A 22,284-nucleotide genomic window follows, 5' to 3' on the forward strand; every position below is an offset into this window, starting at 1 on the left:
AACTCTCAATTGTCCATTACTCTCCCTCTTTTCATGAAAAAAACACTCGTACTATTCATCTCCTTTGCCTTTTTATTCAACTCAAACGCTCAGAAAGTTATTTCTCTTTACGAAGGCAAAGCAAAAGGTTCTGAAAATTGGACTTGGCAAGAAGCGACTTCTGAAAAAAATATCTTCAATACCAAAGTGGTTTATAATGTTGCGAGTCCAACGATAACTGCTTATATACCTGAAAATCCCAACGGAACGTCTGTAATTGTTGCCCCAGGTGGAGCATTTCACACACTTTCTATTGATAATGAAGGAACTGATGTGGCAAAATGGTTGAATGCCAAAGGCGTTACGGCATTTGTGTTAAAATATCGTGTAGTACATAGTTTAACTGATGACCCTGTAAAAGAATTAATGCCCAAAATGGGAAACTTCAAAGCATTGGATGAAGAAAATGCGACGGTCGTTCCATTAGCAACACAAGATGGTTTGACCGCTGTAAAATACGTCCGTGACCATGCGAAAGAATTTAATCTTGACCCGAAAAAAATCGGTTTTATGGGGTTTTCAGCAGGAGGAACACTAACGATGTCAGTCGTTTATAGTGCTGAAGATAGTAATCGTCCCAATTTCGTTGCTCCTATCTACGCTTATGAAAATGCCATCATTGGGAATAATATGCCCAAAGAAAAAACACCCATTTTCATAGCCGTTGCCAGCGACGACCAATTAGGATTTATGCCTCACAGCATTAATATTTACCGCAAATGGTTTGATGCCAAACAACCTGCCGAATTACATATTTATGAAAAAGGCGGACACGGTTTTGGTATGAGAAAAACAGGAATCTCAACCGATGGCTGGATTGATAGCTTCGGGAATTGGCTCAAAATGCAGGGGTATTTGAAATAGAAATAATGCCATAAATATTGGAAAGCGTATGCGATACCGATGCTGTCAATTTAAGAAATTTATCTGCTTAACGCTGACAGGGTTTTGAACCCTGTCAGCGTTGAAACAGGAATTATCTAAATTTTGGTACAATAAAAAAATAAAATTGACAGTATTGGGATGCAATACACTCCTACATAATAAACGATATCAAAGTATTAAACAATTTGTTATTGGTACTTAACCACTTAAAATCCAACCATCTCAATTATAAATCCTTTACCAACTTAATCATCCCTATGAAAAAAAGAACTTTCCTAAAAGCAACATCACTTTTAACAGTCGGAGCAATGTTTCCTCAATTGATTTCTTGTAAAGAAAAAGCAAAAGCTGCTCCACGCACCAACTGGGCAGGAAATTTAACTTATAGTACCGATAATTTATTCACTCCCAAAACGGTAGAAGAACTCCAAGAAACTATCAAAAAGTGTGAAAAAGTTAGAGGTTTAGGTACCAAACACTGTTTCAACAAAATTGCGGATAGTACCGAAAATCAGATTTCATCAGCGGAATTCAATAAAGTTATTTCTATTGATAAAGAGAAAAAAACGGTAACGGTTGGAGCAGGAATCAAATACGGAGAATTCTGTAAACAATTAGATGAAAGCGGTTTTGCCTTACACAATTTGGCATCATTACCACATATTTCAGTTGCAGGTGCGTGTGCCACTTCTACGCATGGTTCGGGTATCAAAAATGGTAGTTTGGCTACGGCAGTTGCTGGAATTGAGTTTGTCAACGGAAAAGGAGAAGTTGTCAATTTAACCAGAGAAAAAGACGGAGCGGAATTTTTAGGAGCAGTCGTGAATTTGGGAGCGTTGGGAATTGCCACTAAAATTACGCTTAATGTACAACCAACCTTCAAAATGAAACAGGTGGTTTATCAAAACTTAGCCATGACAGAATTGGAAAAGAATTTTGAAGCCATTATGTCAGCAGGTTATAGCGTAAGTTTATTCACCGACTGGACGAAGAAAAACGTTAGCGAAGTTTGGATAAAAAGTAAGTCGGAAGACATGAAAGAAATAGCTCCAGAATTTTACGGAGCAAAATTAGCGACTAAAAACCTCCACCCTATCGAAGCCCTTGACGCTATCAACTGTACCGAACAAATGGGCGTTGAAGGTCCTTGGTACGAGCGTATGCCACATTTTAGAATGGGTTTTACGCCAAGTAGCGGAAAGGAATTACAGTCAGAATTTTTCATTCCTTTTGAAAATGCCTACGAAGGTTTCATGGCAATTGAAAAATTGAACGAAAAAGTTTCGCCACATTTAATGATTACAGAAGTTAGAGCCATCGCTGCTGATGATTTATTGATGAGTCCTTTCAATGGCAAAACTTGTGTAGCTTTTCACTTCACTTGGAAACAAGAAATTGAAGCTGTAACCGCACTTTTACCGCTTATCGAAGAAGCCCTCGCTCCTTTCAATCCACGTCCACACTGGGGTAAAATATTCACTTTGAAGCCTTCTGTTTTACAAGGAAGAATTAAGGAATTAGCTGATTTCAAGGCATTAATGACTAAACACGACCCAGAAGGAAAATTCAGAAATGAGTTTATTGACGTGAATTTATTTGGTTAAAATACACGTTCAACATTCTCACAATATCCCAATTTTATGAAAAAACACTTTTTATTTATTCTCTTTTTATCATTTTTGAATCAGGCTTTTGCTCAGAAACCTGCAACGCCTTTACAGACATTGCAGGTGGAGAAGACGTTGCAGGCAACGTCTGAACAGACATTACAGGTGGAGAAGACGTTGCAGGCAACGTCTGAACAGACATTACAGGTGGAGAAGACGTTGCAGGCAACGTCTCTACTTTTTGGGGTGGCGTATTACGATGAATATATGCCTTATGAACGCCTCGAAAAAGATGTGGCAATGATGAAAGAGGCTGGCATAAATGTAGTCAGAATTGCAGAATCAACTTGGAGTACTGTTGAACCACAAGACAATGTATGGGATTTTTCGCATATCGACCGTGTGCTAAATGCTATGCACAAAGGCGGAATTAAAGTCATTATTGGCACGCCAACGTATGCTTTTCCGACTTGGTTGGCTAAAAAATATCCTGATATTTTGGCTACAACTTCTAAAGGTAAAAACCTGTACGGAGCAAGACAAAATATGGATATTACGAATGAACATTTCCGTTTTCATGCCGAACGTGTAATCCGTAAAATCATGGAACACGTTAAAGACCATCCTGCTATTATCGGCTATCAGGTTGATAATGAAACGAAAGCCTATGGAACAGCAGGCGACAATGTACAAAAGGCATTTGTGGCGTATATGAAGGATAAATTCAAGACTTTAGAGGCAGTAAATAAGGCTTTTGGTTTGGATTATTGGAGTAACAGAATCAATAATTGGGACGATTTCCCAACGGTAAATGGCACATTCAATGCTTCAATTAATGCCAGTTTGAACTCAGAATTTTCAAAATTTCAACGTCAAATTGTGACTGATTATTTAGCTTGGCAAGCTAAAATTGTGAAAGAATATGCTAAACCCACGCAATTTGTAACCCAAAATTTCGACCTTGATTGGCATGGATATTCTTACGGCATTCAGCCTGATGTTGACCATTTTGCGGCGGCAAAAGCCTTAGACGTAGCAGGAGTCGATATTTATCATCCAACGCAAGATGTACTGACAGGTATCGAAATTTCTTTGGGAGGAGATTTAACTCGCTCGATGAAAAACAGAAATTACTTTGTCCTCGAAACCGAAGCACAAGGTTTTCCTCAATGGGTTCCCTATCCAAATCAGTTACGTTTACAAGCATTCAGTCATTTAGCTTCTGGGGCAAATATGTTGGAATATTGGCATTGGCATTCCATTCATAATTCAGCAGAAACCTATTGGAAAGGTCTTTTAAGCCATGATTTTGAACCAAATCCAACGTATAACGAAGCAAAAACAATCGGGAAAGATTTTGCAAGATTAAGCGACAAACTCATCAATTTGAAAAAGAAAAATGACGTAGCCGTTCTTTTCAGCAACGAAGCCCAAACTGCCTTCAATGCTTTCAGTTTTGGTTGGGGAGCAAGAGAAACCTACAACGATATTCTCCGCCCATATTACGACGCCCTGTATAAAATGAACGTGGGAATGGATTTTGTGGATGGCACAAAAAATCCAGAATTGAGTAATTATAAATTGATAATCGTTCCTGCACTTTACGCTGCTTCGGATGAGTTATTGAAGAAATTAAACCAATTTGTGAAAGATGGCGGACACGTGGTTTACACTTTCAAAAGTGGTTTTTCAGATGAAAATGTGAAGGTTAGAAGCACCGTTCAACCTGCTATTATCAATGAAGCCTGCGGGATTTCTTACAGTCAATTTACTGTTCCGCAAAATGTTTCTCTGAAAAACGACCCTTTCGGCGTTGGTAAAGACAATAACAAAATCAATACTTGGATGGAATTAATTACGCCAACAACTGCTAAAGTTTTGGCATATTACGAACATCCATCTTGGGGAAATTATGCGGCAGTAACTCAAAATCAGTTCGGGAAAGGTTTAGCAACTTATGTGGGCTGCATGACGACCTCAGCATTGACCGAAAAAATCATGAAAGATGCTTTGGGAAAAGCCAATTTATGGAAAACGGAACAAAGTTTAACCTTTCCGATTATTACAAAATCGGGTGTAAATCAACAAGGAAAAACGATTCGTTATTTCTTTAATTATTCAGCTGTTCCGCAAAAAGTACAATACACTTTTAACAATGGAAATGAATTACTTTCAAATAAATCCATTGCAACTAATACGTCTTTAGATTTAGAAGCTTGGGGGGTTAAAATTATTGAGGAAAACTAAAATGAATTACGAATGAAAAAACTCCTAATACTCATCATTTTTCACTTATCACTCATCACTTGTGCAACTGCCCAAACAGGTAAAGTGGTAAGTTTTATATTAAACTCAAAAGCCTTACAAAATACAGGTGGCGAAAATCCAAATCGTAAAGTTTCGGTGTATTTGCCACCCAATTATGACGGCTCAACTCAGCGTTATCCAGTTATTTATTATTTGCACGGTTTCATGGGGAAAGATAGCATTTTTGCTAACATGAAAAATATCTTGGATGAAGGTATTCGTCGTCAAAAAATCAAACCTTTCATTTTTGTTCAAGCTGACCAATACACGCTTTTTGAAGGAAGTTTTTACTCAAATTCTTCATTGACAGGAAATTGGGACGAATTTGAATCAAAAGAGTTAGTTGAATATCTTGATAAAAACTTCAAAACTATTCCCAACCGTGAAAGTCGAGGCATTGCAGGGCATTCGATGGGTGGATACGGAGCTTTCAAAATCGGAATGCTTCACCCCGAAGTTTTTAGCAGTATTTATGCTTTGAGTCCGGGATTATTGGCTATGGTGAAAGAATTTGGACCAAATAGCACTTCTTACAAAGAGGTTCAAAACGTTAAAACGCAAGATGATTTAAAGAAAACGTATTATCCCAAAGTATTGGTAGCGGTAGCTCGTGCGTGGTCGCCTAACCCAAATAAACCTCCATTTTTCTGTGATTTTCCATTCAGTTACGAAGGCGATAAAATGATTGTCAATCAATCCGTTTTAGAAAAATGGGAAGCCAATATGCCTGTTTATATGGTTGATAAATATGCAGATAACCTCCGCAAAATGACAGCCATAAAATTGGATTGGGGACGGAACGATTCTCCACGTTTTCCTGTACAAATCGGAATGTTGAGTCAGCGTTTGGAGAATTTGGGGATTAACCATTTTTCCGAAGAATATATCGGCGACCACGGTAATAAAATCTGGACAATTGACGGACGTGTTTTGAATGATTTGTTGCCATTTTTTAATGACTTTTTAAAATTTTGATTATGTAGAGACGTTGCAGGCAACGTCTCTACGTGCATGAAAAAATATAAATTAAACCCCAACAAAACCATGCGTATTTTTATCTATTTAGCCATAATTCTCTTCACATTTTCAGCAAAAGCCTCAACAGTTGATAGCCTTGATGTACCAAGTGCGGTCATGAACAAAGCCTATAAAGCGGCGGTGGTTTTGCCTGCTTCTTATGCCAAAAATCAGGCTTCATATCCAGTTTTATATCTGTTACATGGCGGTGGCGGACATTTCCGTGATTGGCTAACTTCAACGCCCGATAAAAATCTTGTAAAAAATCTTGCTGATAAATACAATTTAATTATCGTAATGCCAGAAGGTGAAACTTTTGGTTGGTATATGGATAGCCCTTTCGACCAAGCGAGCAAGTTTGAAACGTATATCACCAAAGAAGTTATTCAGAAAATTGATGCAACATATCGTACCGTAAAAAGTAATAAAGGACGAGTAATCACAGGACTTTCGATGGGCGGACATGGTGCAATGTACTTATCAACTCATCACCCTGATTTATTTGGTGCGGCAGGAACAATGAGTGGAGCGATGGATATGAATTTCACAAAATTTAAGATTAATGCAGATTTTTCAAAATCGTTGAAAGACCGTTTTGAGAAACTTTTGGGTACTTCTGATGTAACAAACGAAGTTTTCGTTAAAAACTCAATCGTAAATATGGTTGATGCCATCAAGAAAAACGGTTTGCCAACTATCATTGATTGCGGCGTTGATGATTTCTTGATTGATGCCAATCGTGAATTACATAGCCGTTTGCTTTATGCAGGTTTCCCACACGATTATACCGAACACCCAGGAGCTCACACATGGCCATATTGGGAAAATTCGCTACCATATCACGTACTTTTCTTTCATAATATCTTGAAAAAGAACGGCGTAACGGTAGAATAATTTGACTTGAAAATACTAACATAAGTATAGAATGATGCTTTCCTCACTCGGTTTCGCAACGATAATAATATTTTTGATTTTGATAATGACCAAGAAAATGTCAGTGATGACTGCCTTGGTCATTACGCCCATTGTCTTTGGACTTTTGGCAGGGTTCAACCCAAAAGAATTAGGCGAATTTAGCCTTGCGGGCATCAAACAAGTTGCTCCAACAGGCATTTTATTGATGTTTGCCGTTTTGTATTTTGCCACAATGTTGGACGCAGGACTGTTCGACCCTGTAATTGCTTTTATCATCAAGTCGGTAAAAGGTGACCCGCTAAAAGTTATCATCGGAACGGCAATTTTAACAATGATTGTACATTTGGATGGCGACGGAACGGCTACGTTTATGATTGTACTTTCGGCATTTTTACCGATTTATAAACAACTAAAAATCAATCGTTTAGTATTATCAACTATCGTTGCGTTGAGCGTTGGGCCTATGCACTTAGTGCCTTGGTCTGGAACATCAGCAAGAGCAATTTCTACCTTAAAATCTGATGCAGTTCATATTTTCAATCCAAATATTCCTGCTATTTTGGGAGGTATTGCTTGGGTGATTTTTGTGGCGTATTGGTTGGGTAAAAAAGAAAGAAACAGACTCGGAATCATTGATTTTCAGTATAATCATAAAGACAATTTAACGGAAGAACAACACGGATTAAGACGACCCAATTTGCTCATTTTCAATGCAATTCTGACAATTTTACTCATTATTGCCTTAACAAAAGGTTGGATTCCTGCCCCTGTTTTATTTGTGGTAGCAAGTATGATTGCGTTGTTGATTAATTATCCAAAACTCGCTGACCAACAGAAAGTTATGAAAGCTCATGGCACAAATATTTTCATGGTTGCGAGTATGATTTTTGCTGCTGGTATTTTCTCTGGTATTTTGACAGGCTCAAAAATGATTGAAGAAATGGCTAATACTTTGGTTGCTCTGATTCCTCAAAATCACGCCAATCTTTTACCCATGCTAACGGCAATCACGAGTTTGCCAGCCAGTATGTTATTCACACCTGATGCCTATTATTTTGGTGTTGTGCCAATTTTGAGCCAGACCGCAACGCAATTTGGCATTGACTCGCTCGAAATTGGTCGTGCCGCTCTATTGGGACAAATGACGGTTGGTTTTCCTATCAGTCCGCTTACGGCATCAACCTTTTTATTGGTTGGTTTAGCAGAAGTTGATTTAGGCGAACATCAGCGAAATACCTTCAAATGGGCTTGGGGAACCACCATCGTGATGACAATTGTAGCAATTTTAACGGGTTCAATACATTTATAAGTAGGTGTTGGGATTTAGGTGTTAGGATTTAGCATTATCATGAGCTTGGTTATCAATGGCTTATGAAATTTCAAAATGTAGTTTATAATTTGCACGATTACTTAAAAATGAAGAATAAAATAAGAATAGGTTGTGGAGCAGGGTTTTCGGGGGATAGAATTGAGCCTGCCATCGTCCTTGCTGAAAAGGGAGAATTGGATTATTTGGTTTTGGAATGTTTGGCAGAACGCACCATTGCACTTGCCAATAAGCGTAAAATGGCTGACTCAACCAAAGGATACGACCCACTTTTGGAACGTAGAATTGAAACGCTTTTACCTCATTTGCTCAAAAATAATATCCGTCTCATTACTAATATGGGAGCTGCGAATCCCATTGAAGGAGCAAAGAAAATCATAGAAATTGCAAAAAAGCAAGGAGTTAACATAAAAGTTGCTGCTGTAAGTGGAGACGACGTAATTGGCGATTTACAAATAACGAATGACGATTTTAGAGTGTTTAATAATGAGAACTTTGCTTACGACCTAATCCAAAACCGTAAATCCCAAATCGTAAATTCCGCTAACGCTTATCTCGGCATTGAAGGAATTTTAGAGGCTTTACAAGCTGATGCTCAAATAATTATCACGGGACGAGTAGCTGACCCTTCGTTATTTCTTGCTCCGATGATTCATGAATTTGGTTGGCAAACTGATGATTTTGATTTATTAGGAAAAGGAACAGTTATCGGACATTTGATGGAATGTGCAGGACACATAACAGGTGGATATTTTGCTGACCCCATCAAGAAACCCGTTGAAAATATGGAGAATTTGGGACATCCATTTGCAGATATTTTTTCAGACGGTTCGGCAATTATTAGTAAAGTTGAAGGAACAGGCGGAATCATCAATTTACAAACCGCTAAAGAGCAATTATTGTACGAAGTTATTAATCCAAACGAATATTTTACGCCCGATGTTATCGCTGATTTTACGAGTGTAAAATTGGAAGAAATCGGGAAAAATCAAATAAAAGTATCTGGCGGTGGTGGCAAAACCAAACCCGAAACTTATAAAGTAAGCGTTGGTTACAAAGCATTTTGGCAAGGCGAAGGAGAAATTTCTTATGCAGGTTATTCGGCTTTAGAAAGAGCCAAATTAGCAGGAGAAACACTTGAAAAACGGCTAAAACCTCAATTTGACGACATTCAAGTGGATTATATTGGTCAAAATTCTGTTTTTCCGAATTCCAAATTTCAATATCAAAATTCAGAGGTTCGTCTTCGAATAGCCGCCAAAGCCCAAACTCAAGCCGAAGCGGCATTAATCGGTGAAGAAGTAGAAGCTCTTTACACCAATGGTCCAGCAGGCGGTGGCGGAGTCAGAAAATATGTGAATGAAGTCATCGGAATTGTATCCGTTTTGGTGGATAGGAACAAAATCAAACCCGTTATGACATTATTTTCAGAATAGTTAAACAACCAAAAGCTCATTTATAACTCATAATTTCTAATTCATCTTTAACATGAAATTATACGATATAGCACATAGCCGAGCGGGCGACAAAGGCAATATTTCAACACTTTCATTAATTCCCTACAATGAAAATGACTATGAAATGCTTTGCCAAAAAGTCACTGCCGACACTGTGAAAAAACACATGGAAGGCATTATCTCGGGCGAAATCATTCGTTACGAAATGCCCAATATTTCATCACTATTATTTGTTTGTCAAGATGCTTTGGCGGGTGGCGTAACCACCTCCTTACGCATGGATACACACGGAAAAGCATTAAGTTATGCTCTTTTAACAATGGAAATTTAATTCTGAATAACAATTTCAACCTTTCAACAACACAATGAAAAAAACAATTATTGCCCTTTCTTTAGCCCTTAGCACTTGTTTGGGAGTAAATGCCCAAATTCAAACGGGCGAAAATGTAGCTGTAACTTCTACCGATGCGGGTAAAGTTCGTGGCTATATTCACAACAATATTGTTACGTATAAAGGCATTCCGTATGCCGAAGCCAAACGCTTTGAAGCCCCACAAAAACCTAAATCATGGTCGGGAGTTCGTAGCTCTTTAGCTTATGGGCCTGTTGCCCCTCTCCTCGACCCTACAACCAGTGTAATGGATGAAGGTGAATTTGTTTTCAACCATAGTTGGGGATTTACAAACGAAGATTGTATGCGTATCAATGTATGGACTCCAAGTACCAATGATGGGAAAAAACGTCCAGTTATGTTTTGGATTCATGGAGGTGGTTTTACGGCTGGTTCATCACAAGAATTACCTTCTTACGATGGTGAAAACTTAGCGAAAAAAGGCGATGTTGTAGTAGTTTCAATCAATCATCGTTTAAATATTTTAGGCTTTTTAGATTTATCAGCCTATGGCGAAAAATATAAGCAATCTGCCAACTCAAGTGTTTTAGACATGAAAGCGGCTTTGGAATGGGTCAAAACAAACATTTCAAATTTCGGGGGTGACCCAAATAATGTAACGATTTTCGGACAGTCGGGTGGTGGAGCAAAGGTAAATACTTTGATGGCAATGCCGTCGGCAAAAGGATTATTCCACAAAGCCATCAATCAAAGTGGTGCGTTCCGTACTGCTATGCTTGATAAAACTACAACACAGGCAATTGGAGCAGAAGTAATGAAAGAATTAGGACTTTCAGCAGATAAAGTCGATGAGATTCAAAAAGTACCTTTTCAAACATTAAGCGATGCAGGAAAAAAAGCCCTTAAAACCGTTGCGGATAAAATGAAAGCTGAAGGAAAACCTGTAATTGGTTTTGGATTAAGCTGGGGTCCAAGTGCCGACGGCGAAGTATTGCCTTATCAATTGTTCTCAAACGAAGCATTTGAGTTGTCAAAAAATGTTCCTTTGATGATTGGCACTACGGTTAATGAATTTATGCCGTTCAGAGGTGGCTTGCCCAAAGGAACAACTCAAGAGCAAGCAGTTGAAGCTATCAAGAAAACGTATGGAGCTAAAGCCGACGCTTACATCTCTGCCGTTCAAAAGGCATATCCCAATGCCAAACCTGCTGAGTTAATGGATTATGATGTAACGTTTAGACCAGGAGCAGTTGTGCAGGCAAATCAAAAATCAGCTTTGGCAGGAGGTTCGCCTGTATATATGTACTTATTCGACTGGCAATCGCCCGTAATGGATGGTAAATACAAAGCGGTTCACTGCATGGAAATCCCTTTCGTTTTTGATAACATCGCTCGTTGCGAAGAAATGACTGGTGGCAATAAAGATGCTTATTTATTAGCTGCAAAAATGAGTCAGGCATGGTTAAATTTTGCGAAAACGGGCAATCCAAATCACAAAGATTTACCAAAATGGGATGCGTATAATGCAAGTAATACAACTACCATGCACTTTGACAATACTTGTACTGTAAAACCACAAATGGATAAAGAATTATTTGAAGTAGTGAAATAGTGAAAAGCGATTAGCGAAAATAGCGAATAGCGAAATGGGCTGTGTAACCCTCGCTATTCGCTATTTTAGTTTCTGACTTCACAAACGCCATTCGCTATCTTCGCTTTTAACCTCGCTATTCGCTATCTTCGCTAATTCAAAACTAATCAACAAAAAAACGTCCGAAGCAAAGCTTCGGACGTTTTGGTATCACCTAACCACTAAATATAATCTTGTCAAATGATAATTTATTTATTCATTTGTTTTAAAATCTTGCTTTAAATCTTGCTGATTCTAACTGAGCTTGTTTCCCTTCAGAATTATTAGCAATTATTATCAACTCCCCTTCTACTTCATCTTTAGTCAATTTGGTAATATTTACTCTACCAACCCCATTCTTCAATCCCTCATCATTTGCTAAAGTTGTTTGGTAAAAATTACTTTCTTCACGGAATTGGTTAACATCTTTTATTAAATTTCCAACATTTTGTAAATCTCCTTCACCGGGAATAAAAAACGTTCCTCTCTCATTGGCATTATATAATTTAACAAATACTGATTCTGGAGAATTATTATCGGTTACTACAATTGTCAAAACGGTTACCCCACGCTCAGCACTTCTTTTTACTTGTATTTTATCAGAATATAATTTATGATTGGATATGCTATCAAAACTAATTTTCCCAGAGAAAAACCCTTGAGATGATTTTACTGAAGAGTCTAAATTTCGGCTATAAGTAATAATAGTTACCACCGAAAGTAGTAACACAGATATAACAATGAGTGGATTATTTTTAAACAGCTTTTTCATAGGTTTTAAAATCTGACTATAAAAGTAAAATATCGGGCAAATAATAACTAATTATAGAAATTTGTATTTTTCCTATATTTCACTTACAAAACTACTGTCTTTTACCCATTAAGTCAATAGAGAATACCTTTAGTTATTATTTAAAATTATTAAACGGTCAAGAAATTACTTTAGGGTCTTTGGCAATTTCAATGTATTATCTATTTATAAAGAAATTAGTTGGTTACTATATTATCAACCGTCATATATATTATATTACTGAGACGCTGAAAAAAGTAAAATGGTTGTTTATGTCAAAAATAAATTATGTAAAACTTAACAATACAATGTTTTTTGCATAATTCTAATATTTTTTAGAACACAAAAGCACTCATTTATTTTATTGAACAAAATAATTTAACACCCTGTTAATCTGAGACTTTACAATATCGTGTTTGAAATTAATTCTTTGTAAATTTGTGTCAGTTTTTTGAAACAATACCCTTTTTTCTCCCAAAATGAAGATAAACTTTCAGTATCAAGAAAAATTTGAGAATCGTCATAACAATTCTAACGTAGCTGACCGCAAGGAAATGCTTGATATTATTGGAGTAGATTCTATCGAAACACTCATCAATCAAACTGTTCCTCCTGCTATTCATTTACCTAAGCCGCTGAACTTACCAGAAGCAAAATCTGAAGCTCAATTTTTGAAAGATTTCAAGAAATTAGCTCAGATGAATGACACTTTTAAGTCGCATATCGGAATGGGTTATTACGATACTTACACGCCAGCCGTGATTTTACGTAACATTCTTGAAAATCCAGCTTGGTACACTGCTTATACACCGTATCAAGCAGAAATTGCACAAGGTCGTTTAGAAATGTTGTTGAATTATCAAACAATGATTATCGACCTTACGGGTATGGAAATTGCCAATGCTTCTCTTTTAGATGAAGGAACGGCTGCCGCAGAAGCCATGACGATGTTGCACGGACAAAGAAAAGGGGCAAAGAAAAATGCAGAAGCATTTTTTGTTTCAGACCTTTGCCATCCACAAACTATTGATGTTTTGAAAACTCGTGCTTTGCCACTTGGAATTGAAATTATCGTTGGCGACCACCGTAAAGTTGATTTAACACAAGAGAAAATCTACGGAATGATTGTCCAATATCCTGCTGGAGATGGACAACTTTTTGATTATACTTCCCTTATTGAATCTGCCCACGAATTAGGAATTAACGTAGTTGTTGCCGCTGATTTATTAGCTTTAACACTATTGAAATCTCCAGGTGAAATGGGTGCTGATGCCGTAATTGGTACTTCACAACGCTTTGGTGTACCAATGGGTTTTGGAGGTCCTCATGCCGCTTTCTTTGCCACTAAAGATGAATTCAAACGTCATATTCCAGGGCGTATCATTGGTGTTTCTATGGATGCACAAGGAAATCGGGCATTACGTATGGCATTACAAACACGTGAGCAACATATTCGTCGTGAAAAAGCGACTTCAAATATTTGTACTGCACAAGTTTTATTGTCGGTAATGGCAGCAGCTTATGCTATTTATCATGGGCCAGAAGGCTTAAAAGCTATTGCAGAACGTGTACACGGTTTAACAAAATTAACTGCTTTAGCTCTTGAAAAATTAGGCTATAAAATTGAAACAAGTGCCTATTTTGATACCATCAAAGTAAATATCAATGAAGATGAAACTCATTTGAAAAAAGAAGCTTTAGCAAACGGTATCAACTTTAGGTATTATGATGACTATAAATACATCGGTATTTCTTTAGATGAAACTTGTACGCTTGAAGACGTTCAAAATATTATTTCAGTTTTTGAAAAAATCGGAACGGCAGAAGTTGAATTATCATCACTTTTCGACCAAGTTGATTATGCTTTCGGAAAATCATTCAACCGTACTTCTGATTTCTTAACGCATCCTGTTTTCAATAGCTATCATTCTGAGCATGAAATGCTTAGATATTTAAAGCAATTGGAAAACAAAGACCTTTCAATGGTTCATTCAATGATTTCATTGGGTTCATGTACGATGAAATTGAATGCAACTACCGAAATGATTCCTGTAACATGGCCAGAATTTGGAAATATTCACCCATTTGCTCCTAAAAGCCAAGTACAAGGTTATACCGCCATGATTGGTGATTTGAACGATTGGCTTAGTGAAATTACAGGTTTTGCGGCGATGTCATTCCAACCAAATTCTGGAGCTCAAGGTGAATACGCTGGTTTGATGGTTATTCGTGCTTATCATGAATCTCGTGGAGATTTCCACCGTAATGTTGCCTTAATTCCTTCGTCGGCACACGGAACAAACCCAGCGTCTGCGGTAATGGCAGGTATGAAAGTGGTTGTTACAAAATGCGACGAAAACGGAAATATCGACCTTATTGATTTAAGAGAAAAAGCACAATTGCACGCTGATAACTTATCTTGTTTGATGGTAACGTATCCATCAACGCACGGAGTTTTTGAAGAATCAATCAAAGAAATTTGCTCGATGATTCATGAATTTGGCGGACAAGTTTATATGGACGGTGCCAATATGAATGCTCAAGTAGGTTTAACTTCTCCTGCAACAATCGGAGCAGATGTTTGTCACTTAAACTTACACAAAACCTTCTGTATTCCTCACGGTGGGGGTGGCCCAGGAATGGGACCAATCGGCGTAGCGAAACAATTAGTACCATTCTTACCAAGTCATGCGGTTGTTTCAAAAGTTGGTGGAAAAGAAGGGATTTCGGCAGTTTCTGCAGCTCCTTATGGTTCTGCTTCTATCCTGACAATCTCTTATGCGTATATTGCAATGATGGGAGGCGACGGTTTGAGACGTGCTACTGAAACCGCAATTTTGAATGCAAACTATATCAAAGCTCGTTTAGAAGCACATTATCCTGTGCTTTATACAGGTTCGCAAGGACGTTGTGCCCATGAAATGATTTTGGATTGTCGTCCACTTAAAATTTCAGCAGGTGTTGAAGCAGAAGATATTGCCAAACGTTTGATGGATTATGGTTTCCACGCACCAACGCTTTCATTCCCAGTGGCTGGAACGTTGATGATTGAACCAACTGAATCTGAATCAAAAGCAGAATTAGACCGTTTTTGCGATGCCATGATTGCGATTCGTGAAGAAATTGCGGAAGTTGAAAACGGAAATGCAGATAAAGCAAATAACGTTTTGAAACACGCTCCACATACGCAAGCAGTGGTTTTAGCAGAAAATTGGGACAGACCATATTCTCGTGAAAAAGCTGTTTTCCCATTGGCTTATGTAAAAGCTAATAAATTCTGGCCAACAGTTTCAAGAATTGACTCAGCTTACGGCGACCGTAATTTGGTTTGTAGCTGTTTACCAATTGAGGAATATGCTGAATAAACTTTTTCTTTTTTAGAAATGAAGGGAGGAATGGTTTAAAAACTGTTTCTCCCTTTTCGATTTATAGGGCAAATTAGCCAACTTTTAAAAAGTTGGCTAATCTCTCAACCCAACCCAACAATATGCCAAACATCAACATTCGTCAAATACAACCACAGGACAACCGAGAATTAGCTACAATTATTAGAAATTCACTCTTAGATTTTAATGCGGCAAAACAAGGAACGGTTTTTTATGACCCCACAACCGACCATTTGTTTGAGCTTTTCAGAGAACCAAAATCTATTTATTTTATCATAGAAGTTGATGGAAAAATGGCTGGCGGAGCAGGTGTTTTTCCAACCGAAAACCTACCAGAGGATACTTGTGAATTAGTAAAACTTTATCTCAAAGCTGATTTTAGAGGTTTGGGCTTAGGCAAAACGTTATTAAATCGTTGTTTTGAGGCGGCTAAAGAATTGGGTTACACAAAAATGTATCTCGAAACGCTACCTGAGTTAAATATAGCTGTACCGCTTTATGAAAAAGCAGGTTTTAGTTATCTAAATGCACCTATGGGCAACAGCGGGCATAATGGTTGCGATGTTTGGATGATTAAAGATTTATAAAACTTTTCCATAACGAAGCCCACAACGAAACATTTGATTTCTAAGTGTTTTACGTAATTTTGCAATACAAACATTTCAAATCTATTCATGAACTTAACAATCAACTCTTCAACTGAAAAGGCTGATATTTTCAATCAAATTGCCTCTGAACTCTCAGCATTAGGTTTTACAGTTTCTACGCAAGACCAAACTCGTCCGTGGGGCGGATTCTTTGTGTTGGAAGAAAGTGACGCTGCTAAATTTGCGGCTCGTTATTTTCCACAATTAGAAATGTCGGAAATTCAGATTACCAATAAATTATCGCCGAAAATATTAGTGGTTGCTCCAAACAAACGCTTGTCGTGGCAATACCATTTTCGTCGTGCCGAAATCTGGAAAGTAATTGCAGGAACAACCGTTGGCGTTAAAATCAGCGATACCGACGAAGAATCTGACGAAGTAAAAACCTTAGAATCAGGAAGTTTTATCCAAATGGACAAAGGCGAACGCCACCGTTTGATTGGCTTAGATGGTTGGGGCGTTGTAGCAGAAATCTGGCAACATACAGACCCAGAAAAACCATCTGACGAAGAAGATATTGTGAGATTGCAAGATGACTTCGGTCGGTAATTATTTAGACCACCGATTATACGGATTAAACAGATTTACACAGATTTTTTATTATTATCGTTAGATTTTTATACAAATGTGGTGTTAGGATTTAGTATTATTAGGAGCTGTATTATCGTAATTCTTAAATCATCACTGTACTTATATTTTATCTGTGTAAATCTGTCCAATCTGTATAATCAGTGGTCTAAAGTAAACGCTTCAAGGCACGATGATACGCTTGAAATTCTCCTAAATTTTTATGTTTACCTTCTGGAATTGTCGTTAAAATTTCAGAAGGTTTTTTGTTTAGTAATTTTGCTAATTTGATACTTGATTGGTACGGCACAACTTCATCTTTTGTGCCATGAAACAAATGAATCGGGCATTTTACGGCTTGAATACATAAATCTGTCCGCATTTTATATCTCAATAACAAATTATATGGAAGCATTGGGAAATAACTTTCACCTACATCAATCAAACTAAAATACGGCGTTTCCAATAACAGCATTTTAGGATTATTCTCTGATGCCAAACGTGTAGCAATCCCCGTTCCCAACGACCGCCCGTAAACAACAATTTTATCTTCTGGAAAACGTTTTTTTGCCCAGCTATACACATAACGGGCGTCTGTGTGCAAGGCTTTTTCGGAAAGCGTCCCTGTTGATTTTCCAAATTCCCGATAATCAAACATCAAGACATCATAATTATTTTTGGTAAAATCTTCAGCATATTTTCCCCAACGTTTAAGGTCATCGGCATTGCCATGAAAATAGATAATCAAGCCTTTTCTATGGGTGGAATCTGTTTTGAAATAAAGTCCATTTAGCCTCACTCCTGCTTCGGGTTCAAGCCAAATTTCTTCAAAATCGCTTTTGAATTGAAACTGATAATCCATAGTCAATTTGGTATTTCTGAAAATGAGTTTTTCCTGAAATATAATTGCCAATGCCAATAACGCAACACAAGCTAAAACGAAGTATATAAGCACATTACGAATGATTTTCATAGACACAAAGATATAATTGATTTCGATTTTCTAAGTAATGAGACAAAATAAAACGATATTTTAAAATATCATAAATCATTGACAATCAAGCTTATGATAATCGTAAATCGTAATCGCTACGGCGAACCGTTCTTAAATCGTCCTTGTACTTACTTACGGCTGATTTCTTAAACGCATGTCTTTCACGTATCAATATAACCGTACAAACTATTTTTTATCCGTAAAATAGAAATACTCTTTTCTTTGCATCTTGAAATAATACAAAGTTTAATTTATAATTATTTCTATAAAAAATATAAACAAGTCAATTTTTATCTTAAAATCAACAACTTAACACTACATTCTGACTCTCTGCAATTTTCAATTTCTAAAAAAAATTATAAAAACTTTGAACCTTTTAAAAGTTTCCAAAGTTTTAAATCTGGAAACTTTAATTGTTTCTAAAGTTTTTAAGTCTTTTAAAATATTAAAAATTGGAAATTAAAGAAAGAATAATCGCTAAAGCTCGTGAGCAATTTTTTCGTTACGGAATCAAATCCGTGACGATGGACGACATTGCGAGTGAGCTGGGCATCTCCAAAAAAACGATTTATCAGCATTTTGAAGACAAAGATGAATTGGTGTACCAATTGATGTTGACGGAAATTGCTACTGATAAATATGAGTGGAGTGAATTGAATAAAGGGTCTTCTAATGTGGTGGAGAAAACAATGAAGTCGATGGATTTATGCAAAGATTCATTCAACGAAATTAATCCTTCTGCATTTTTTGATATTAAAAAGTATCATCCTCGTACATGGAAATTATTTCAAGAACATAAAGAAAAATTTGTGCTTGAAATGATACAAAAAGACCTTATTGAAGGTGTTGAACAGGGTTATTTCAGAGCAGATATTAAGGTTGATATTTTAGCAAGAATGAGACTGGAACAAGTAGAAATGGGTTTTGACCCCAATATTTTTCCTCCAAGCAAATTCAAAATAGTTGATGTTCAACTCACTTTACTCGACCACTTCATGAGAGGTATGCTCACCGAAAAAGGCTTAGAAATTTATCAACATTACCAATTATAAAACGATTTTATTAAACAGTACACAAAGCGGTCTAATACCACAAAAACAAACACAAAATGAATACAAACCTACTAAGTAAATGGCTAATTTTCAGCCTATTGCTTGTTACAAACTTATCTTTTTCACAGCAAAGTTATTCGCTACGTGAGGCGGTTGATTATACCGTAAAAAATCACATTTCTATTAAAAACGCTCAACTTGATATTTACAACGCAGAAGCTCGTGTTAATGAACTTAAAGGGCTTGGCTTACCACAAGTTGGAGCAAGCGTTGCTTATACAAACAATGTGATTATTCCTAAAATGTTTATTCCTGCCAAAACATTTGACCCAACTGCCGCAGAAGGCGATGTTATTGCCGCTGAATTTGGTGTGGCAAACAGTGGGCAAGCGGGTATAAGTTTGAGCCAATTATTATTTGATGGTTCATATACTTTGGGCTTAAAAGCAGCAGATGTTTACAAGGAATTATCGAAAAAAGCTTTGCTTCAAACAAAGCAACAAGCCGCTGAAGGTGTAACGAAAGCATATTATGGCATTTTGGTTAATGAAGAACGTATTAAATTATTGACCTTAAATATTGGTCGTTTAGATTCCCTTTTACGTGATACAAAAGCACTAAACGCACAAGGTTTTGCAGAAAAACTTGACGTACAACGTCTTGAAGTTCAACTAAATAACCTAAAAATTGAAGCAAAAAACGTTGACCGCTTACAAGAATTGAGTTATCATTTATTGAAATTTCAGATGGGCAAAAAAGTAACAGAAACGATTTTGTTAACTGATAAACTTTCTGATGTGAATATCAATGAATTAACTCCCGAAAACCAATTGGATTTGAAATATGGAAATAGAATTGAATATTCTATTCTTGAAACACAAAACCGTTTGGCAGAATTGGATTTGAAAAACCAAAAAGCTGGTTATTTACCAAGAGTAGTTTTGACGGGTAGTTTTGGATATTCGGCAGGTCGTCCTAAGTTTTTTGATTTGATTAGTAAACCTTGGTTCAACGCAGCCAGTCTTGGCTTTGCCGTTCAAGTGCCAATTTTTGATGGTTTCCAGAGAAAAAACAAAATTATTCAATCTCAAAATAGCTTATTAAAAGTAAAACAGAGTTTTGAATTGTTAGAAAACTCGATTGATATGCAAGTAAAACAAGGGCAAATTACTTTGAAAAATGCCTACGAAACTTTGCAAGAACAAAAAGCTAATATGGATTTGGCAAGCGAAGTAGTAAGAGTTACCAAGATTAAATATAAGCAAGGGGTTGGCTCAAACTTAGAAGTTATCAATGCTGAAATTTCTTACAAAGAAGCTCAAACCAATTATTTTACCACTTTCTATAATGCTTTAGTTGCGAAAGTTGACTTAGACAAAGCATTAGGAAAATTATACAACGACTAATGTACCACGGGAATCCTTCCCGTGTTTCTGATACCAAAACTTCATAGGAAAGATTCCTGTGACACTAAATAATCAACCAACACTTTCTATCATTATATAATATGAAAACAATACAATACTTAAGCCTTGCCTCTATCCTACTTTTAGCTGCGTGCAGTAAGCCAGATAAAAAAACGGAATTGGCAGATTTGAAATCTCAACAAAAAGAAATTGAAGTAAAAATTAAAGCTCTTGAAAAAGAATTAGGTGCATCTGAGAAAAAAGCAGAAGCAACACCCGTCAATGTTTCAGTAATGCCAATTCAAGCACAAAACTTCAAACACTTTGTGGAAGCTCAGGGAATAGTTACTTCTAAAAATATCGTACAAGTAACGCCACAAATGGGTGGAGCTATCACAAGTATCTTGATTGTAGAAGGTCAGGTTGTGAAAAAAGGTCAATTAGTGGCAACCATCGATAATTCTGTAATGAAAGAATCATTGGTAGAAATTAAAACGCAATTAGATTTAGCTACGACAATCTTCAACAAACAAAAAACACTTTGGGACCAACAAATTGGTACAGAAGTTCAGTTTTTACAAGCAAAAGCCAACAAAGAGTCTTTGGAGAAACGCATTGCAACTATGGAAACGCAATTGGCAATGACAAAAGTTTACGCTCCAATTTCGGGAACGGTTGAAAAAGTTATTCAGAAGTCAGGTGAAATGGGAATGCCAGGTGGTCCAATTGCACAAATTGTAAACGTTGGCGACTTGAAAGTAACGGCTAAAATTGCTGATACTTATGTAGGTTCGGTAAAACGTGGCGATATGATTACCGTAAAATTCCCAGATATTAATAAAGAATTTTCAACACGTATTTCATTGGTAAATGCTTTGATTGACCCAGCTTCAAGAACATTCGGTATTGAGGCAAATATTCCAAATTTAGGAGGAACATTGAAGCCAAATCAAGTAGCAATTATTAATGTAAATGACTTATCGAAAGCTAATTCATTGGTTGTAAATCAAAACGTTGTTCAGAAAACTGAATCAGGAGACATTGTTTATGTAGCGGTAACTGAAAATGGGAAGAAAATCGCCAAAAGCAAAAAAGTTAAAACGGGGATTGCTTACAATGGAAACGTTGAAATTGTTGAAGGCTTAACAACAGGCGAAATGATTATTACACAAGGCTACCAAGATTTAGTAGATGGAAGTTTGATTGCGTATTAATTCAGACAAAATGGATATTCAAAATTCTGATTACCAATCTTTTTTTGGTGAAGTCAAAACTAAAATTCGTGAAGCTCAATACAAAGCATTAAAAGCCGTCAATAAAGAGTTAATTCAACTTTATTGGGATTTGGGAAAAATGATTGTAGAACGTCAAATGCAATTTGGTTGGGGAAAATCTATTATCGAAAATCTATCAAAGGATTTACAAAAAGAGTTTCCAAATGAAAATGGTTTTGGGAGAAGTAACTTGGAGTACATGAAGAGGTTTTACCTTGAATATCAGGCAGATACAATATCCCAACCAATGGTTGGGAAAATTGGCTGGACTCATAATGTTATCATCATGCAAAAATGTAAAACCGTAGAAGAGCGTAGGTTTTATATGATTCATGCCAAAAAATTTGGTTGGACAAAAAATGTTTTAATTCATCAAATTGAAAGAAAAGCATTTGAAATGTATTTGACAAACCAAACCAATTTTGACCAACTATTACCTGAAAATTATGCTCATCAAGCACATTTAGCGGTCAAGGATAATTACAGTTTTGATTTTTTAGATTTAGCAGATGAACATTCTGAACGAGAATTGGAAGAAGGCTTCTCCAGAAGAAATATCACAAAGATTTAACGATTTAGAAAATATTATTTAAAAATATGAACAACAACCTCGACAATAATGACGCTCTAAC

18 protein-coding genes are annotated in these 22,284 nt (G+C 36.7%); 16 read left to right on the forward strand and 2 right to left on the reverse strand.

The window, feature by feature from the left end; genetic code table 11:
- Window positions 1–33 precede the first annotated feature (33 nt).
- The 9 genes from LV89_RS20635 (at window position 34) to LV89_RS20675 (ending at window position 11,518) form a co-directional block, all read left to right on the forward strand.
- Entirely contained in the window at window positions 34–903 is an 870-nt protein-coding gene (locus LV89_RS20635; RefSeq protein WP_109744824.1) for an alpha/beta hydrolase, read from the forward strand.
- A gap of 278 nt (window positions 904–1,181) precedes the next feature.
- The gene (locus LV89_RS20640) at window positions 1,182–2,528 is read left to right on the forward strand and encodes an FAD-binding protein (protein ID WP_109744825.1); all 1,347 of its coding nucleotides are present in this window, start codon (window positions 1,182–1,184) and stop codon (window positions 2,526–2,528) included.
- Window positions 2,529–2,564: 36 nt separating this feature from the next.
- Window positions 2,565–4,778, forward strand: coding sequence for a beta-galactosidase (locus LV89_RS20645; protein ID WP_211321246.1), 2,214 nt, complete (start codon window positions 2,565–2,567; stop codon window positions 4,776–4,778).
- A gap of 12 nt (window positions 4,779–4,790) precedes the next feature.
- Window positions 4,791–5,813 (forward strand): alpha/beta hydrolase, encoded by a 1,023-nt coding sequence (locus LV89_RS20650; RefSeq protein ID WP_109744826.1) that lies wholly within the window; start codon window positions 4,791–4,793, stop codon window positions 5,811–5,813.
- A gap of 36 nt (window positions 5,814–5,849) precedes the next feature.
- Window positions 5,850–6,749 (forward strand): alpha/beta hydrolase, encoded by a 900-nt coding sequence (locus tag LV89_RS20655; RefSeq protein ID WP_374755156.1) that lies wholly within the window; start codon window positions 5,850–5,852, stop codon window positions 6,747–6,749.
- 34 nt (window positions 6,750–6,783) lie between these two features.
- A complete protein-coding gene (locus LV89_RS20660) occupies window positions 6,784–8,079 on the forward strand; it encodes a CitMHS family transporter (RefSeq protein ID WP_109744847.1) in 1,296 nt (431 codons plus the stop codon).
- 107 nt (window positions 8,080–8,186) lie between these two features.
- Window positions 8,187–9,533: an acyclic terpene utilization AtuA family protein gene (locus LV89_RS20665; protein WP_109744848.1), complete on the forward strand. Its 1,347-nt coding sequence runs from the start codon at window positions 8,187–8,189 to the stop codon at window positions 9,531–9,533.
- Between the two features lie 52 nt (window positions 9,534–9,585).
- Complete coding sequence (locus LV89_RS20670; RefSeq protein WP_109744827.1) at window positions 9,586–9,885, forward strand: AtuA-related protein; 300 nt, start codon at window positions 9,586–9,588, stop codon at window positions 9,883–9,885.
- A gap of 34 nt (window positions 9,886–9,919) precedes the next feature.
- Complete coding sequence (locus tag LV89_RS20675) at window positions 9,920–11,518, forward strand: carboxylesterase/lipase family protein (protein WP_109744828.1); 1,599 nt, start codon at window positions 9,920–9,922, stop codon at window positions 11,516–11,518.
- A gap of 244 nt (window positions 11,519–11,762) precedes the next feature.
- Here the strand turns inward: LV89_RS20675 and LV89_RS20680 are convergent, their stop codons facing one another.
- Window positions 11,763–12,308 (reverse strand): hypothetical protein, encoded by a 546-nt coding sequence (locus LV89_RS20680; RefSeq protein ID WP_109744829.1) that lies wholly within the window; start codon window positions 12,306–12,308, stop codon window positions 11,763–11,765.
- Between the two features lie 497 nt (window positions 12,309–12,805).
- Between LV89_RS20680 and gcvP the strand changes: the two genes are divergently transcribed.
- From gcvP to LV89_RS20695, 3 genes are all read left to right on the forward strand, one after another.
- Window positions 12,806–15,691 (forward strand): aminomethyl-transferring glycine dehydrogenase, encoded by a 2,886-nt coding sequence (gene gcvP / locus LV89_RS20685; protein WP_109744830.1) that lies wholly within the window; start codon window positions 12,806–12,808, stop codon window positions 15,689–15,691.
- A 122-nt stretch (window positions 15,692–15,813) separates the two neighbouring features.
- A complete protein-coding gene (locus LV89_RS20690) occupies window positions 15,814–16,299 on the forward strand; it encodes a GNAT family N-acetyltransferase (RefSeq protein ID WP_109744831.1) in 486 nt (161 codons plus the stop codon).
- A gap of 87 nt (window positions 16,300–16,386) precedes the next feature.
- Window positions 16,387–16,908, forward strand: a complete 522-nt coding sequence (locus LV89_RS20695; RefSeq protein WP_109744832.1) for a cupin domain-containing protein — start codon at window positions 16,387–16,389, stop codon at window positions 16,906–16,908.
- Between the two features lie 187 nt (window positions 16,909–17,095).
- Here the strand turns inward: LV89_RS20695 and LV89_RS20700 are convergent, their stop codons facing one another.
- Entirely contained in the window at window positions 17,096–17,899 is an 804-nt protein-coding gene (locus LV89_RS20700) for an alpha/beta hydrolase (RefSeq protein WP_109744833.1), read from the reverse strand.
- 473 nt (window positions 17,900–18,372) lie between these two features.
- Here LV89_RS20700 and LV89_RS20705 point away from each other — a divergent pair, with 473 nt between their 5' ends.
- The 4 genes from LV89_RS20705 (at window position 18,373) to LV89_RS20720 (ending at window position 22,223) form a co-directional block, all read left to right on the forward strand.
- Window positions 18,373–18,972, forward strand: a complete 600-nt coding sequence (locus LV89_RS20705; protein ID WP_109744834.1) for a TetR/AcrR family transcriptional regulator — start codon at window positions 18,373–18,375, stop codon at window positions 18,970–18,972.
- Window positions 18,973–19,028: 56 nt separating this feature from the next.
- Window positions 19,029–20,378 (forward strand): TolC family protein, encoded by a 1,350-nt coding sequence (locus tag LV89_RS20710; RefSeq protein ID WP_109744835.1) that lies wholly within the window; start codon window positions 19,029–19,031, stop codon window positions 20,376–20,378.
- 101 nt (window positions 20,379–20,479) lie between these two features.
- Window positions 20,480–21,592, forward strand: a complete 1,113-nt coding sequence (locus LV89_RS20715) for an efflux RND transporter periplasmic adaptor subunit (RefSeq protein WP_109744836.1) — start codon at window positions 20,480–20,482, stop codon at window positions 21,590–21,592.
- A 10-nt stretch (window positions 21,593–21,602) separates the two neighbouring features.
- Window positions 21,603–22,223, forward strand: coding sequence for a DUF1016 N-terminal domain-containing protein (locus LV89_RS20720; protein ID WP_109744837.1), 621 nt, complete (start codon window positions 21,603–21,605; stop codon window positions 22,221–22,223).
- The last annotated feature ends 61 nt before the right edge of the window (window positions 22,224–22,284 follow it).

Source organism: Arcicella aurantiaca (assembly GCF_003148625.1).
Classification (GTDB): Bacteria; Bacteroidota; Bacteroidia; order Cytophagales; family Spirosomataceae; genus Arcicella; species Arcicella aurantiaca.

What these genes read in the sequence shown, in the direction of transcription:
- LV89_RS20635 (WP_109744824.1), top strand. Translation starts at nt 34, where the DNA reads ATGAAAAAAACACTCGTACTATTCATCTCCTTTGCCTTTTTATTCAAC.
- LV89_RS20640 (WP_109744825.1), top strand. Translation starts at nt 1,182, where the DNA reads ATGAAAAAAAGAACTTTCCTAAAAGCAACATCACTTTTAACAGTCGGA.
- LV89_RS20645 (WP_211321246.1), top strand. Translation starts at nt 2,565, where the DNA reads ATGAAAAAACACTTTTTATTTATTCTCTTTTTATCATTTTTGAATCAG.
- LV89_RS20650 (WP_109744826.1), top strand. Translation starts at nt 4,791, where the DNA reads ATGAAAAAACTCCTAATACTCATCATTTTTCACTTATCACTCATCACT.
- LV89_RS20655 (WP_374755156.1), top strand. Translation starts at nt 5,850, where the DNA reads ATGAAAAAATATAAATTAAACCCCAACAAAACCATGCGTATTTTTATC.
- LV89_RS20660 (WP_109744847.1), top strand. Translation starts at nt 6,784, where the DNA reads ATGCTTTCCTCACTCGGTTTCGCAACGATAATAATATTTTTGATTTTG.
- LV89_RS20665 (WP_109744848.1), top strand. Translation starts at nt 8,187, where the DNA reads ATGAAGAATAAAATAAGAATAGGTTGTGGAGCAGGGTTTTCGGGGGAT.
- LV89_RS20670 (WP_109744827.1), top strand. Translation starts at nt 9,586, where the DNA reads ATGAAATTATACGATATAGCACATAGCCGAGCGGGCGACAAAGGCAAT.
- LV89_RS20675 (WP_109744828.1), top strand. Translation starts at nt 9,920, where the DNA reads ATGAAAAAAACAATTATTGCCCTTTCTTTAGCCCTTAGCACTTGTTTG.
- LV89_RS20680 (WP_109744829.1), bottom strand. Translation starts at nt 12,308, where the DNA reads ATGAAAAAGCTGTTTAAAAATAATCCACTCATTGTTATATCTGTGTTA.
- gcvP (WP_109744830.1), top strand. Translation starts at nt 12,806, where the DNA reads ATGAAGATAAACTTTCAGTATCAAGAAAAATTTGAGAATCGTCATAAC.
- LV89_RS20690 (WP_109744831.1), top strand. Translation starts at nt 15,814, where the DNA reads ATGCCAAACATCAACATTCGTCAAATACAACCACAGGACAACCGAGAA.
- LV89_RS20695 (WP_109744832.1), top strand. Translation starts at nt 16,387, where the DNA reads ATGAACTTAACAATCAACTCTTCAACTGAAAAGGCTGATATTTTCAAT.
- LV89_RS20700 (WP_109744833.1), bottom strand. Translation starts at nt 17,899, where the DNA reads ATGAAAATCATTCGTAATGTGCTTATATACTTCGTTTTAGCTTGTGTT.
- LV89_RS20710 (WP_109744835.1), top strand. Translation starts at nt 19,029, where the DNA reads ATGAATACAAACCTACTAAGTAAATGGCTAATTTTCAGCCTATTGCTT.
- LV89_RS20715 (WP_109744836.1), top strand. Translation starts at nt 20,480, where the DNA reads ATGAAAACAATACAATACTTAAGCCTTGCCTCTATCCTACTTTTAGCT.
- LV89_RS20720 (WP_109744837.1), top strand. Translation starts at nt 21,603, where the DNA reads ATGGATATTCAAAATTCTGATTACCAATCTTTTTTTGGTGAAGTCAAA.